This window comes from Nonomuraea sp. NEAU-A123, assembly GCF_018603905.1.
Classification (GTDB): domain Bacteria; phylum Actinomycetota; class Actinomycetes; order Streptosporangiales; family Streptosporangiaceae; genus Nonomuraea.
The window spans coordinates 510,871-525,178 of sequence record NZ_JAHFZZ010000003.1 but is presented as its reverse complement, the minus strand read 5'-3'; the positions used below and the strand labels follow the sequence as shown (position 1 = coordinate 525,178).

General features: G+C 67.3%; 10 protein-coding genes. 8 read left to right on the top strand and 2 right to left on the bottom strand.

Features of this window, described 5'->3' with window-relative positions; all coding sequences use genetic code 11:
- The first annotated feature begins 43 nt into the window (after positions 1 to 43).
- From KLK06_RS10835 to KLK06_RS10825, 3 genes are read left to right on the top strand one after another with little or no spacing between them, the layout of a single operon-like run.
- Positions 44 to 919, top strand: a complete 876-nt coding sequence (locus tag KLK06_RS10835) for an ABC transporter substrate-binding protein (RefSeq protein WP_214635226.1) — start codon at positions 44 to 46, stop codon at positions 917 to 919.
- Positions 916 to 1,764, top strand: a complete 849-nt coding sequence (locus KLK06_RS10830; protein ID WP_214635225.1) for an amino acid ABC transporter permease — start codon at positions 916 to 918, stop codon at positions 1,762 to 1,764. Before KLK06_RS10835 ends, KLK06_RS10830 begins: the two co-directional genes overlap by 4 nt.
- Positions 1,761 to 2,504 carry an amino acid ABC transporter ATP-binding protein gene (locus KLK06_RS10825; RefSeq protein WP_214635224.1) on the top strand — a complete coding sequence of 248 codons (744 nt, stop codon included), beginning with the start codon at positions 1,761 to 1,763 and terminating at the stop codon, positions 2,502 to 2,504. Before KLK06_RS10830 ends, KLK06_RS10825 begins: the two co-directional genes overlap by 4 nt.
- A gap of 9 nt (positions 2,505 to 2,513) precedes the next feature.
- Here KLK06_RS10825 and KLK06_RS10820 read toward each other — a convergent pair whose 3' ends face one another.
- Together KLK06_RS10820 and KLK06_RS10815 are read right to left on the bottom strand one after the other, a co-directional pair.
- Positions 2,514 to 3,986 carry an APC family permease gene (locus KLK06_RS10820; protein WP_250905172.1) on the bottom strand — a complete coding sequence of 491 codons (1,473 nt, stop codon included), beginning with the start codon at positions 3,984 to 3,986 and terminating at the stop codon, positions 2,514 to 2,516.
- Between the two features lie 67 nt (positions 3,987 to 4,053).
- A complete protein-coding gene (locus tag KLK06_RS10815) occupies positions 4,054 to 5,355 on the bottom strand; it encodes an MATE family efflux transporter (RefSeq protein WP_214635223.1) in 1,302 nt (433 codons plus the stop codon).
- Between the two features lie 280 nt (positions 5,356 to 5,635).
- Here KLK06_RS10815 and dnaB point away from each other — a divergent pair, with 280 nt between their 5' ends.
- The 5 genes from dnaB to KLK06_RS10790 all read left to right on the top strand — a co-directional run bounded on the left by dnaB (position 5,636) and on the right by KLK06_RS10790 (position 14,284).
- Positions 5,636 to 7,708 carry a replicative DNA helicase gene (gene dnaB / locus KLK06_RS10810; RefSeq protein WP_374197103.1) on the top strand — a complete coding sequence of 691 codons (2,073 nt, stop codon included), beginning with the start codon at positions 5,636 to 5,638 and terminating at the stop codon, positions 7,706 to 7,708.
- A gap of 205 nt (positions 7,709 to 7,913) precedes the next feature.
- Positions 7,914 to 8,645: a TnsA-like heteromeric transposase endonuclease subunit gene (locus KLK06_RS10805; protein WP_214635222.1), complete on the top strand. Its 732-nt coding sequence runs from the start codon at positions 7,914 to 7,916 to the stop codon at positions 8,643 to 8,645.
- Positions 8,646 to 9,753: 1,108 nt separating this feature from the next.
- Complete coding sequence (locus KLK06_RS10800; protein WP_214635221.1) at positions 9,754 to 10,731, top strand: DDE-type integrase/transposase/recombinase; 978 nt, start codon at positions 9,754 to 9,756, stop codon at positions 10,729 to 10,731.
- A 23-nt stretch (positions 10,732 to 10,754) separates the two neighbouring features.
- Positions 10,755 to 11,858 carry a TniB family NTP-binding protein gene (locus KLK06_RS10795; RefSeq protein ID WP_214635220.1) on the top strand — a complete coding sequence of 368 codons (1,104 nt, stop codon included), beginning with the start codon at positions 10,755 to 10,757 and terminating at the stop codon, positions 11,856 to 11,858.
- Positions 11,855 to 14,284, top strand: a complete 2,430-nt coding sequence (locus tag KLK06_RS10790) for a TniQ family protein (RefSeq protein WP_214635219.1) — start codon at positions 11,855 to 11,857, stop codon at positions 14,282 to 14,284. Before KLK06_RS10795 ends, KLK06_RS10790 begins: the two co-directional genes overlap by 4 nt.
- Positions 14,285 to 14,308 lie beyond the last annotated feature (24 nt).

Sequence of the window (14,308 nt, the reverse complement as noted above, 5' to 3'; positions counted from 1 at the left end):
TTTGCTCGTTCTTCCCGCGCTCCTTCTCTGGAGGCCCCCAGCCATGGCTCGACCCTCGATGCTGCTGGCCCTCGGCGTGCTCGCGGCGGCGGCCGTCGCCTGCGCTCCCGTCGACAATCCGCCGAGCACCGCCACGCTCAGCCCCACGACGTCCACCGCGTCCACCGCGTGCACCAAGGACCAGCTCAAGCTCATCAACGCCGACAAGCTGACGATCGGCACCGACAAGCCCGCCTTCGAGCCGTGGTTCAAGGACGACGACCCGAGCAACGGCCAGGGCTTCGAGAGCGCGGTGGCGTTCGCCGTCGCGGGTGAGCTCGGCTTCGACCGCAGCGAGGTGCAGTGGAGCACGGTCAAGTTCGACTCGGCCTTCGCACCGGGCGCCAAGCAGTTCGACTTCGACATCAACGAGGTCTCGATCACGCCCGACCGGGCCAAGGCGGTCGACTTCAGCCACGGCTACTACACGGCCAAGCAGGCCGTCGTGGCCATCGAGGGCGGCAAGTTCGCCGCCGCGAAGAGTCTGGCCGAGCTCAAGGACGCCAAGATCGGCGTGCAGGTCGGCACGACCTCTCTCAACGCGGTCAAAGAGGTCATCAAGCCGGCCAGCGACCCGAACGTCTACACCGATCAGATCGACGCCATCAACGCGCTGAAGAACAAGCAGGTCGACGCGATCGTCGTGGACCTGCCCACGGCCTTCTACGTGACGGCCGCCCAGGTCGAGAAGTCGAAGATCGTCGGCCAGTTCAGCTCCACCGGCGGCACGCCCGAGGAGTTCGGCCTGGTCATGGAGAAGGGCAGCGCGCTCAAGCCGTGCGTGGACAAGGCCGTCGACGCGCTGAAGGCGAAGGGTGAGCTGGCCAAGATCGAGCAGCAGTGGCTCAGCGCGGCCGCGGGCGCGCCCGAGCTGAAGTGAGCGAGACCTCCGAGGGCTGGGCCAAGAGCGAGCGGCAGCGGGAACGAGAGCGGGTCCGCAGGTCGCGGGCCCGGCGCTCGGTCTCCATCGCCGGCGCCTCGACGGTCGTCTTCATCGTCCTGGTCGTGGTGCTGGTCACCAACTCGCCCGGCTGGCCGCGGGTGCAGGAGTTGTTCTTCAATCCGGAGTGGTTCGTCAAGGCGCTGCCGGACGTCCTGTCCGGGTTCCTGCTCAACATCAAGATCTTCCTCATCGCCGAGCCGCTGATCCTGGTGGTGGGGGTGCTGGTGGCCCTGGCCAGGTCCATCACGGCGCCCGCCTTCTTCCCTGTGCGGGCGCTGGCCACGCTCTACACCGACATCTTCCGCGGTGTGCCGACGATCCTGGTCATCTACCTGGTCGGCTTCGGGCTGCCCGCTCTCAGGCTGCAGGGCATCCCGACGGATCTGGTCACGCTCGGCGTCATCGGCCTGACGCTCTCGTACGGCGCTTACGTGGCCGAGGTGTTCCGCGCGGGCATCGAGTCGGTCCATCCCAGCCAGGTGGCGGCGGCCCGCTCGCTCGGTCTGAGTCACGGCAAGACCATGCGGTTCGTCGTGCTCCCGCAGGCCACTCGCAGAGTCGTCCCGCCGCTGCTCAACGACTTCATCTCGCTGCAGAAGGACACGTCGCTGGTGGCCACCATCGGGCCGCTGGAAGCGCTCAGGCAGGCGCAGATCATCGCGGCCAGCGCGTTCAACTACACGCCCTACCTGGTGGCGTCGCTGCTGTTCATCCTGCTCACCATCCCGATGGCCCGGTTCACCGACCACCTGGCCGCGCGTACCCGAAGGAGGCGCGGATGAGCCTGCTGACCATCGACGGGGTGTGGAAGGAGTTCCGCGGCCACAGCGTGCTGCGCGGCATCGACCTGGAGGTGCGTCCGCACGAGGTGGTCAGCCTGATCGGCGCGTCAGGGTCGGGCAAGTCCACGCTGCTGCGCTGCGTCAACCTGCTGGAGACCGTCGACGACGGCGCCATCTACCTCGACGGGGAGGAGATCACCGACCCGCGGGTGGACGTCGACGACGTACGCAGGCGGCTGGGCATCGTGTTCCAGGCGTTCAACCTGTTCCCGCACATGACGGTGCTCGACAACATCACGCTCGCGCCCCGGCGGGTGCACGGCGTGGCGAAGGCCGCGGCGGAGGAGCAGGCCGGCGACCTGCTGGCCAGGTTCGGGCTGGCGGACAAGGCCCGCTCCTACCCCGACCAGCTCTCCGGCGGGCAGCAGCAGCGGGTGGCCATCGTCCGGGCGCTGGCCACCAAGCCCCGGCTGATGCTGCTCGACGAGGTCACCTCGGCGCTCGACCCGGTGCTGGTCGTGGAGGTGCTCCAGGTCATCAGGGAGCTCAAGGAGTCGGGCATGACGATGATCCTGGCGACCCACGAAATGGGCTTTTGTCGCGATATTTCCGACACGGTGTGCTTCTTGGAGGGCGGGGTCATGCTGGAGAAGGGACCGCCGGAGAAGATCTTCACCGCTCCGGAGCACGCTCGCACCAGGGAATTCCTGCGCGCGGTGCTCGACTCCGGGCGGCTCTGAGACCGCTGGCTAACGCCGATGCCGTCCCCGGGAGTTGTTCACCAGCGTCTCGGGCGCGGCCAGCAGGCTGTGGCGCCGGCCGTACAGGAGATAGACGAGCAGGCCGAAGGCCATCCACAGGGCGAACCACACCCAGGTGAGCACCTGCAGGTTCACCAGCAGCCAGAGCGTCGCGAGCAGGGAGAGCGCGGGCAGGAGCGGCGAGAGCGGGACGCGGAAGCCGCGGTCGAGGTGCGGCATCCTGCGCCGCATCACGATCACGCCCGCCGCGACGAACATGAACGCGAACAGCGTCCCGATCACCACGAGCTGCTGCAGCGTGAGCACGGGCACGAACTCGGCCAGCAGGATCGCCACCACCCCGATGAGCAGCGTCACCCGCGTGGGGGTGTGGTATCTGCGGCTGATCGTGGCCAGGCGACGCGGGATCAGACCGTCGCGGGCGATCGAGAACAGCACCCGCGTCTGCCCCACGATCAGCACCAGGATGACCGTCGTCAGTCCGAGCACCGCGCCGATGTCGATGACGTGCGCCATCCAGTCCACGCCCACCCCGCGGAACGCGCTGGACAGCGGTGCGTCGAGGGAGATGCGGGTGTAGGGGGTCATGCCGACCATGACCACGGCCACCGCGAGGTAGATGATCGTGGCGATCACCAGGCTGCGGATCATGCCCTTGGGTATGGCCCTGGACGCGTTCACGGTCTCCTCGGCGGCGGTGGCGACGACGTCGAAGCCGATGTACGCGAACGCGATGGCCGACGCCGCGGCGAACACACCGAACCAGCCGAACGCGTGACTCTGCCCCACGACCAGGTCGAGCACGGTCGCCGCCGGAGTCGTCAGCGGCTTCGGCTCGACGTAGAAGTCACCGAAGTTGGCCACTTTGACGTAGCGCGCCCCGACGACGATGACCGCCCCGATGGCCAGCAGCTTGGCCGCCACCATCACCCACAGCGCCCGCAGCCCGATCCGCGCGTTGACCGCCACGATGCCCGTGAGCGCCACCAGGATGAGCAGCACGAACACGTCCTCGACCACGTTCTGGTACGGCAGGCGCACCCCGAACCCGGTGATCGCCCGGACCGTGATGATGGCCCAGGCCCTGGCCACCACGGCGGCGGCCAGCTCCAGCTCCAGGATCAGCGCCCAGCCGATGATCCACGCCCATACCTCGCCGAAGATGACGTAGGTGAAGGTGTAGGCGCTGCCCGAGGTCGGCATCGTGGACGACAGCTCGGCGTAGCACAGGCAGGCCAGCAGGCAGGCGATCCCGGCGATCATGAATGACAGGATCACGCCGGGGCCCGCCATGGTGGCGGCCTGCTGGCCGGCGATGCTGAAGATGCCCGCGCCGATCATCACGCCGAGCCCGAGCACGACCAGGTCGGCCGGCCGGTAGAGCTCGGCGAGGCTGTGGCGCGCGCCCGTGCGTAGCCCGGTTGCCGCGTCGGGCGGCAGGCGTCGGAGAATCGTGGACAAAGCACACCCCGCTCGTGCGACTCGCCCACACTGCCTCACCACACCCGCAACAGCAAGCACGGGACGATTACGCCCCGGTCACCAGCCATGCCGTGCCGACCGCCCGCCGTACCAGCGTGATCGAACGTGCGATCATCCACGCCCCGAGCGCGCACCAAAGTGCAACGATGCCGAATCCCGAGGCGAGGAAGGCGCAGGGCAGGTACGCCAGCGTCGTCCACACGCCCGCCCACGCGAGGTAGCGCTGGTCGCCCGCGCCGATCAGCACTCCGTCGAGCACGAACACCACGCCGCAGATCGGCTGGAACAGCGCCACCGGCCAGAGCACGGCCAGCAACTGCTCCGTGACCTGTGGATCGGCGTCGAACAGGCCGGGCAGCAGCGGCCTGGCCGCGACGACGAGCACGCCGAGCGCGAGCCCCGACCAGAGGCCCCATTGCACCATGCGCCTGGTCGCGGCCCTGGTGGCGGCCACGTCGCCGGCGCCGAGCGTACGGCCCGTGATGGCCTGGCCGGCGATGGCGATGGCGTCCAGGGCGAAGGCCAGCAGTGTCCAGACCTGGGCGGCGATGGCGTACGCGGCCAGCGGGGCCTGACCCAGCCTGGTGGCCGCCACGGTCGCCACGATCAGCACGACGCGCAGGCAGGCGGTCCTGATGAGCAGCGCGAAGCCGGCCGTACCCGCCTGCCTGACGCCCGCCAGACCGGGCGTGAGCGGCGTGCCGAGCCGCAGCGCACCCCTGGCCACCACGGCGAGGTAGACGGCGGCACCCAGCGTCTGGGCCAGCACGGTGCCCCAGGCCGAGCCCGCGATGCCCCAGTGCAGCCCGAGCACGAACCACGCGTTGAGCCCCGCGTTGAGCGCGAACGAGCCCACCGCGACGGTCAGCGGCGTGACCGTGTCCTGCAGGCCGCGCAGCACGCCCGTCCCGGCCAGCACGACCAGCATGCCGGGCGCGCCGAGCAGGGAGATGCGCAGGTACGTCACGGCCTGTCCGGCCTGCTCCGGGCTCGCCCCGAACAGGCCGACGATCCACGGGCTGAGCGGCCAGCAGACCGCGATGAGCGCGGCGCCGATGGCCAGCGCGAGCCAGATGCCGTCCACGCCGCTGCGCATCGCCCGCTCGTGGTTGCCCGCGCCGGTCTGGCGGGCCACGGACGCCGTCGTGCCGTACGCGAGGAAGACGCAGAGGTTCACCACCGTGGCCAGGACCGTGCCCGCGACGCCCAGGGCGCCCAGAGCGGTGGTGCCCAGCCCGTGGCCGACGATGGCATAGTCGGCGAGCAGGAAGAGCGGCTCGGCGACCAGCGCGCCGAACGCGGGCACCGCCAGGCGCAGGATTTCCCGGTCCCGGGACGTAATGGGCATTTACCCATTATGGCCATTACACGGCGTGTCGAGCCAACTTTCTTTCCTCCACAGCCGGTGGACAATGTTTCACCAGGTCAACGTGGGTGATGTGGATTATGGACAGAGTTATCCACAGCTCTGTCCACAGTCCTTTCACACCCTGGGCGGGATAGTGCACAGCTTGACCACAGGGTTGTCCACAGGCCGCGTTGCCGTCTCACCGCGAACCCGCGAAACTGTCAGACCGGTCGACTACAAGTGGGGGTGGTGCGACCGCCTGCAAGGTTGAGGGGGCGCGGTGAGCATGGACGAAGATGGTGGCGGAAGCCCGGGTTTCGAGCGGACGCCGCCGAGCAACATCGAGGCGGAGCAGTCGGTGCTGGGCGGCATGCTGCTGTCCAAGGACGCGATCGCCGACGTCGTGGAGCTCATCCGGTCCGACGACTTCTACCGGCCCGCCCATCAGATGATCTATGACGTCATCACCGACCTCTACGGTCGCGGTGAGCCGGCCGACGCGGTCACGGTCTTCGACGACCTGCAGAAACGCGGCGAGATGGCCCGGGTGGGCGGTGCCGCCTACCTCCACACGCTGACGGCCGTCGTCCCCACCGCGGCCAACGCCGGCTACTACGCGAAGATCGTCCGTGAGCAGGCCATCCTCCGCCGCCTCATCGAGGCCGGCACGCGCATCGTCTCCTTCGGCTACGGCGGACAGAACGAAGAGGTCGACGACCTGGTCGACCGCGCGCAGGCGGAGATCTACAAGGTCACCGAGCGGCGCACGTCCGAGGACTACGCGCCGCTGGCCGACATCATGCCGGGCGCCCTCGACGAGCTGGAGGCCATCGGCAGCCGCGGCGGCCAGATGGTCGGCGTGCCCACCGGCTTCCAGGACCTCGACCAGCTCACCAACGGCCTGCACCCGGGCCAGATGATCGTCGTCGCGGCCCGCCCGGCCATCGGCAAGGCGCTGGCGCTCGACACGCCGCTGCCCACCCCGGCGGGCTGGACGACCATGGGCGAGATCGCGGTCGGCGAGCAGCTCATCGGGGCCGACGGCAGGCCCACCCGGGTGGTCGCCGCCACCGAGGTCATGCACGGCAGGCCGTGCTACGAGGTGGAGTTCAGCGACGGCACGGTGATCGTCGCGGACGCCGGCCACCAGTGGCTGACGACGCGCGGCGTGGCGACCACGGAGGAGATCTTCCGGGCCGGCAGAGGGGCGGACCACGCCGTCGCGGTGTCGGCGGCATTCGCGCTCGATGAGCGAGAGCTTCCGCTTCCGCCGTACACGCTCGGTGTCCGGCTCGGCGACGGACCCAGCTCGGGCGTCCTGGAAGAGAAGCACATCCCCGCTCCCTACCTCCGCGCCTCGGAACGTCAGCGACGTGACCTGCTGGCGGGCCTGCTCGACGCGGACGGGTTCGCCGGCGGAGACGGGCGGATCCAGTTCGCCGTGGCGGATCGGCGGCTCGCTCATGACGTTCACGAGCTGATCCTGAGCCTCGGCTACAACGCCGTCATGCGCACCAAGCCGGATTCCTGCCACGTGATCGACTTCACCACGGGGGCTCGCTCCATCGTGGACGTGCGCCCGGTCCCCTCTCAGCCGGTCCGCTGCGTCGAGGTGGACAACGCGGATCACCTCTACCTCGCGGGCAGCACGTGCGTCCCCACCCACAACAGCACCTTGGGTCTGGACTTCGCCCGTTCGGCGGCGATCAAGCATGGGATGACCACCGTCATCTTCTCGCTGGAAATGTCGCGCAACGAGATCACGATGCGTCTGCTGTCGGCCGAGGCGCGGGTGGCCCTGCACGCGATGCGCTCCGGCATGATGGGCGACGACGACTGGACCCGGCTGGCCCGGCGGATGAGCGAGGTGGCCGAGGCGCCGCTGTTCATCGACGACTCGCCCAACATGTCGATGATGGAGATCCGGGCCAAGTGCCGGCGCCTGAAACAACGCAACGACCTGCGCTTCGTGGTCATCGACTATCTCCAGCTGATGAGCTCGCCGAAGAAGACCGAGAGCCGCCAGAACGAGGTCTCGGAGATCTCCCGTGCGATCAAGCTGCTGGCCAAGGAGCTGGAGGTGCCGGTCATCGCGATCTCCCAGCTCAACCGAGGCCCCGAGCAGCGTACGGACAAGCGGCCCGCGGTCAGTGACCTGCGCGAATCAGGAAGTATTGAGCAAGATGCGGATATGGTCATTTTGCTCCATCGCGAGGATGCGTACGAGCGTGAGTCGCCCAGGGCGGGTGAGGCGGACCTTATAGTTGCCAAGCATCGAAATGGTCCAACTGCCACCGTCACTGTCGCCTTCCAGGGACATTATTCGCGCTTTGTTGACATGGCTACCCACTAGTATTCTCCGAATGTAGGGTCCACGCTCCGACGTCAAAATCCATGCTCGCATGTCAAATGGATGTCGAATTCGAATGGACTGCGGATGTGCAGGCCAGGAGTATCACCCGGTGGGGTGAGTTTTGAGGCGGTTCCTGTGACGTCTTCTGTCTTTTGCGCCATGGTGGGCATGAGGGTCGGGAAGCCGCTTCTGGGGGCGAGCTTGTATGCCGGATCAAGGTGTGATCGCCAGTGCCACGCTGCAGGTCAGGGCACGTGGCAAGAACGATGCCGCGTCGTACGGTTTCAGCGAGGTTCCCGTGGAGGTGCTGTTCGCTGCGGGACCGTGGCGGACGTTCCGCTGGCATCTGGGCCAGGCGCATTATTCGGGTTCTTACTGGTCGGCCACGGAAGCTGACCTGGTCATCTATGAGTCTCGGCTGGAACTCGCCCGGCTCTTGTACGCCGACTTCGATCCGACCGTGAAACGGATCATCGCGCAGCCGCTCCACCTGACAGCGCAGGTCGACGGGTTGACGCGGAGACACATTCCCGACTACCTCCTGCTCGCCGATACCGGTCCGGTCGTCGTCGACGTCAAGCCCGCGCACAGGTTGTCGAAGGAGGCGGTGGCCTTCACGTTCGCGTGGTCCCGCGAGGTGATCGAGTCGCGTGGTTGGGGTTACCAGGTGTGGAGCGAGCCTCCCGTCGCGGAGCTGGAGAACCTCCGTTTCCTGGCCGGGTTCCGGCGCGAGTGGTTGTTCGCACCGGAGATCCTGGAAGCGCTGGATCGAGCTGAGTTGGACGGTGCGCCGTTGGCCGAGGCGTTCGCCATGGCGCCGGAGTTCGACTCCCGCCTGGTGCGGGCCTCGGTGTTCCATCTGATGTGGGTCGGCAGGCTGACCACGGATCTGAAGACGCCGCTCGGGCCTGGCCACGTGCTGCGGAGGGTGGTGTGAACGCCGGGTCGATCCGGCTGCAGGTAGGCACCCGGATTCTCTACGACGGTGAAGCGGCCGTGGTCGTCGAGATCGTCGCCACGATGAGCGGGACCGAGGTCGTGCTGCGAGACCGTCTCGGTGTGGTCCGGGTCGCGGCCAGGGAACTGCTGTTCTCGGAGCGGGCCCGGGTCGTGCCGGATGAGCCGGGTCCCTCCTCCAGCGATGACAAGGAGCTGGGCGGCGCGATCTTGTCGATGCTCGCCGACCGGAAGCACCGCAAGACGATGGCGAAGATCCTTGAGCGAGTCGAGCATGTTCGAGAGGTCCGCACCGGCTACAAGTCTGGGAGCGCTGAGCTGGCCGGCCCTGCGGAGCCCCGGCCGGAATACGATCCGGGTCTGCCGCTCATGGCCAGGTATGAGGCGAAGGCTGCTGAACTCGGTGTCACGGTGCGCACGATCTGCCGGTGGGTGGGCGATGCCAATGGCAGCGGAGAGGCCGGACTGGCGCCGCCGATCCGCGCGGATGCGGTCCTGGATCGGTGCGACCAGCGGTGGGTGGAGATCGCCATCGAGGTGATGCTCGACCATGTCGACGACGCCACCCCGATGATCAAGACGGTCCTCGAGCGGACCCGGGCCCGGACCATCGCCCGGTATGGCGAGGGCGTGGTGCAGATCCCGGGCCGCTCCACCGCCTACAAAGCCATGGAGGAGCTGGAGAAGCGGCACCCCACGTTCCGGCACAGCACCAAGCGGAACCGCGACATCGCAGACCGCCCGAAGGGCGCCTACGGCAAGCTCCGGCCGACCCGGCCGGGCGAGTACGTGCTGATGGACACCACGAGGCTGGACGTCTTCGCGCTGGACCCAATGACCCTCAAGTGGGTGAACTGCGAGTTGACGGTCGACTGGTACACCCGCTGCATTGTCGGGCTGCGGCTGACGCCGGTCTCGACCAACGCGGTGGACGCGGCGATGGTGCTCTACCAGTGCTACCGGCCGCCGAGTGTGCTTCCGCATTGGCCGCCGAACGCGGTCTGGCCCGAGCACGGCATTCCGCGCCGTGTCCTGGTGGACCGGGACGCGATCGAGGGGCCGATGGTCCGGGCCGCGGGCCGGCGGTGGTGCCGGAGACGATCGTGGTGGACCACGGGAAGATCTACGTGTCGGCGCACCTCACGAGCGTGTGCGCGCGGATGGGGATCTCCATCCAGCCGGCCCGGCTGCGCACGGGCCGGGACAAAGGGCCTGTTGAGCGGTTCTTCAGGACCCTGCGGCAGGACCTGTTGGAGAAGCTGCCCGGCTACAAGGGGCCCGATATCTCTAAGCGGGGTGTGGACCCCGAGGGCCAGGCGTTCTATTACGTGGACGAGCTCGCCGACAAGATCCGGCAGTGGATCGCGGCCGACTACCACCTCAGGCCGCACGACGGTCTGGTCGAGCCGAGTCTCCCGAAATACCGCATGTCACCGGCGCAGATGTTCGAGCACGGGATGGCCAGGGCCGGCTACATCGAGGTCCCGCGCGACCCCTATCTGGCGCTGGAGTTCCTGCGGACCGAGTGGCGGACCATGCAGCACTACGGCGTCGAGGCTCTCGGCTGCCGCTACACCGGGGAAGGGCTCTACAAGCCCGACCGGATCAGCCCCTACGAGAACGGGCTGTGGCCGATCCAGGTGAACCCCGACGACATCACCCACGCCTACTTCCGCGACCTCGACCGCAAGTGGCACATCCTGACCTGGGAGCACGCTGCCGGGTTGGACATGCCGGTGAGCCTGGACGCCCGACGGTTCGGCCGAAAACTGGCCGCGGAGACATGCGCGTACCCCAACGACCGCCTCGCCATCGACCAGCTGCTGGAACGGTGGAAACTCGGGCTTGGCACCACACGGCAGGAACGGCGGATGGCGCTGCGGATGGCCTTGGAACAACCGACGTTCCCCACCGAGCACGAGGATCCCTTCGAGCCGCCCAAGGCGTTGGAGCCGCTACGGGGCGAGCTCGAGGGTGACGACGACGAAGCCGACTTTGAAGTCCCCGCAGACGGCGTTGAGGTCGACGAGGTCGCCTTCTACGCCGATGCTCTGGAGGATCTGTGATCCCGGCTGAGGTCCAGGTCCCCATGGAGGATGATCCCGCGTGGCGGAACCTGGCACTCGACGATCTGACCCTGACCAGGAAGGAAGGCTTCGCGGCGTTCGCTGAGGCGCCGGACTTCCCTCGCCCGCCGGACATAACCGCGCACGGCCTCAAGGCGATGAAGCCGGAGGCGAAGGCCGAGCACGATCTGGGGCGCCGCAGGTTCCTCGCCAATCTGCGTCCGATCAAGACGATGCAGGCAAGTCAGCTCGTCGAGGATCTGACTGACATCCTCGAAGCGGGCCTGGATCAGCCGAACTGGGAGGCCAAGGGGATGGCCGCCGTTGACGCGTTCCCTGGCCTGGGCAAGACCACGATCGGGCTGTCGTTCGCCAAGCGCGTCCACAACGACCTGATCCGCCAGCACGGCCGATTCACCGCGGCCGGGCACGAGCGGTGGCCGGTGATCCGGGTCGGGATGATGGGCGACACCACGATCAAGGACTTCAACTGGGCGATGTTGGAGTTCTTCGCCCACTCTGGGCGCAACAGCGGGACGGCGAACTCGTTCCTGTCCCGCGCCCTGGACTGCGCCCTGTCTTGCGAGTCACGGCTCTTGCTGGTCGATGACCTTCAGTTCCTCAGATTCCGGTCGATCCGCGGAACCGAGCTGGCCAACCAGTTCAAGACGATCGCCAACGAGTTCCCGCTGATGATTCTCTTCATCGGGCACGGCCTGAAGGACAAGGGTCTCTACGACGATCCGCAGCTCGAACGCCGCATCACCCCGCTCGCTCTGGATCCGTTCACGATCGACGACGAAGCCGGACGCACGCAATGGCGCAACTTCCTCCTCTCCCTAGAACAACGTCTGGTACTGGCCGACAAGCATCCCGGCATGCTCGCCGACGACCTTTCCGACCACCTATACGCCCGCTGCAGCGGGCACATCGGCTCCCTGATGACATTGATCAAACGAGCGTGCCTGCGGGCGATCCGAACCGGAGAGGAGCGTTTGACCCTTGAGCTGATGACCATGGTCAAACTCGACCGGGCCGCACAAGAACAGCAGGCGCAGTGGGAGGCTCTGCTGGCCGCCGGCAAGAAGACCACCAAGCCGAAGCCGTCCGCGAGGCGACGAGGATGACCGTGATGCGGACGCTGCCGATCCGGATGACACCGCTTCCCGGAGAGTCCCTGGACTTCTGGTTGGAGGCATACGCGCACCGAACGCAGATCCGCTACGGCGACGTACTCTCCAGCCTCGGCCTCTTGACGAAGGCCAAGAGCCGGGATCTTCGCCACCCCCGCCCCACCGATTGGACCATCGCCCTGAGCGAGCGCGAAGCCGACAACATCGCCTTCGCCACCGGCCTGGACAAACAGCGTGTTCATGCCATGACACTGGCCCACTTCCACGGACGAGCGCTGTTGATCGATCATGAGAAGCGACAGGTCAACCGGCATCGGCTCTGGGGGCGGGGCACCGGATCGCGATACTGCCCCGACTGCCTCGCAGACAACGCCGGACGATGGAGACTGGAATGGCGCCTGGGCTGGTCGTTCGCCTGCACCCGCCACTCCCTCCTCCTCGCGGACACCTGCCAGGGATGCAGACGCCTCACACGAGCACGCCCCTTCTCCCGACACAGCCTGCCGATCCCAGGACGCTGCGGCGGACGCCCGGCACGCAGCGCTGACCTCACCGCTCCACGCGGATGCGACCAGGACCTTACTCAAGCTGAGGTCGTCCGCCTGGCCGCCGGCCATCCCGTGGTTGAGGCCCAGGACCTGATCATGAACATGATCGAGACTGGCCATGCGGATTTCGGCCAGTATTCTCGCCACCCCCAACCTTCCACCGTGGCGCTCTCGGAACTGCGCGCAGTCGCCAGCCGAATGCTGATCCACCTGAACGCTGACGACTTGGCGGCAAGGGTTCCCGCCGACATCCTCGGCATCTACCTCACTCCCCGGCCAAGCAACGAACCGGAGCGCCGAGCGGCTGCAATGGGCCGTCCAGGGGCTATGGCGCCGCCGACCGCGGTGATGACCGCAGTCGCGGTCATCACCGCGATGCAGGTGCTCGGCGAGGAACATCTGGACACAGCCGCCCACGCGCTGCGCACGGTGATCGGCAAGACCCGCGACGGATCCGAGAAGACCACGACCACCACCATCCGGAGTTGGGGTCGCGGCACCGGCACCGTCCTACAGACCGTGCAACTGGCCGCACTCGGACCGCTTCTTCGCCCGAGCGATCAACTGCGATTCCAAACCGTCGCGCTTCCCTCCTCGCCGTCCGCCACCGCCCGGCAGATCGGCCGGCGCTCACGCAAACTCCCCGCCACGTTGTGGCCGTCATGGGCCGTGCGGCTGAGCCCCTCCAGCGGCGCCTACCAGCGAATCCTGGCACCTGTGCTGGCCGCAGCGGCGCTTCTGGTCGGGACCAAACTCGAACTCGACGAGGCCGCATCGATGCTCGGATCGATCAGCGTCGGCAACTCGCTATCGCGCGTCCTGCAGATGCTGCACGACCGGCAGTGCTGGGAACCCGTCGCCGCGGCTCTGGTTCACCTCGTGCACTACCTGGACGAGAACGACATCCCCATCGACTACCAGCGACGCCGCACCCTGGACTACTCGAACCTGCTGCCCGCCGAACAGTGGGTAGAGATCTGCCGCCAAAGCGGCCAATCTCCAGGAATCGGGCGACGTGCTCGCATCGCGCGATGCGTCCTGTTCAACCAGATCAGCGGCATGCCCCTCGACCGCGCGCCTGACTTCCCCACCACTGACGTGAACTCCTTCCGCGCGGAAGCAGAGCGCTTCACAGAGGTGTGGACTCCGCAACTCGCGAACGCACTCAGGCAAGTCGCACGCGACTTCGTCAGCGGATGCGGACTACGGAGCGAACCGGTGGCCTGGTGCCCGCCACTCGGAATACTCGACGGTCTCGACCTGCCCGGCACTGACCCGTCGACCATCAACATTGATCGCCTGCACGAGTTGACTCGCGGACGCCGTTACCCAGCCGGATCAGCCGCCCAGACGCTCGGCGTCAGCATCGAGGCCGTGCGTCTTCTCCTTGAGGAACACCCGATCCCGGCCCCACCGCTCAGCACCGCCCAAGCCCGCGCCCTCGGCCAGGTGAGCCACGCCGCCCGCCAAGTGCTCACCGAAGAGGAACTTCGCCGCCGCTACCTCGACGAGCATCAGTCTGCGCGCACCATCGCGATCGACGTCGGAGTATCGAAATCCACCGTGACCAGGCTCGCAGCGGAGTACGGCATCGAACTGCGGAAGGTCGGGCGCTACTTCAAACAGCACAACGTCATCGACCGAGACTGGCTATACGAGCAGTACATCACACGCCGCCGGACCCTGGCAGACATCGCACGCGAGAAGGGCACCAGCACCACCTACATCATCCACCGAGCCCAGGACCTGGGCGTCCCGCTCCGCGCAAGCGGCGGCGCCAGCACCCGCAAAGCAATGGACTCCAAGGCTGATTTCAATCGTTGTCTGGGGTTGCCAAACGAACCAGCTGGTCAGCTCTCCGATGGTCGTTAAGCCACGTCAGGCAAGTAGATCAGC

Coding starts and splice junctions, on each gene's coding strand:
- KLK06_RS10835 (WP_214635226.1), top strand. CDS start 44: ATGGCTCGACCCTCGATGCTGCTGGCCCTCGGCGTGCTCGCGGCGGCG.
- KLK06_RS10825 (WP_214635224.1), top strand. CDS start 1,761: ATGAGCCTGCTGACCATCGACGGGGTGTGGAAGGAGTTCCGCGGCCAC.
- KLK06_RS10815 (WP_214635223.1), bottom strand. CDS start 5,355: ATGCCCATTACGTCCCGGGACCGGGAAATCCTGCGCCTGGCGGTGCCC.
- KLK06_RS10805 (WP_214635222.1), top strand. CDS start 7,914: ATGCCGGATCAAGGTGTGATCGCCAGTGCCACGCTGCAGGTCAGGGCA.
- KLK06_RS10795 (WP_214635220.1), top strand. CDS start 10,755: ATGGAGGATGATCCCGCGTGGCGGAACCTGGCACTCGACGATCTGACC.
- KLK06_RS10790 (WP_214635219.1), top strand. CDS start 11,855: ATGACCGTGATGCGGACGCTGCCGATCCGGATGACACCGCTTCCCGGA.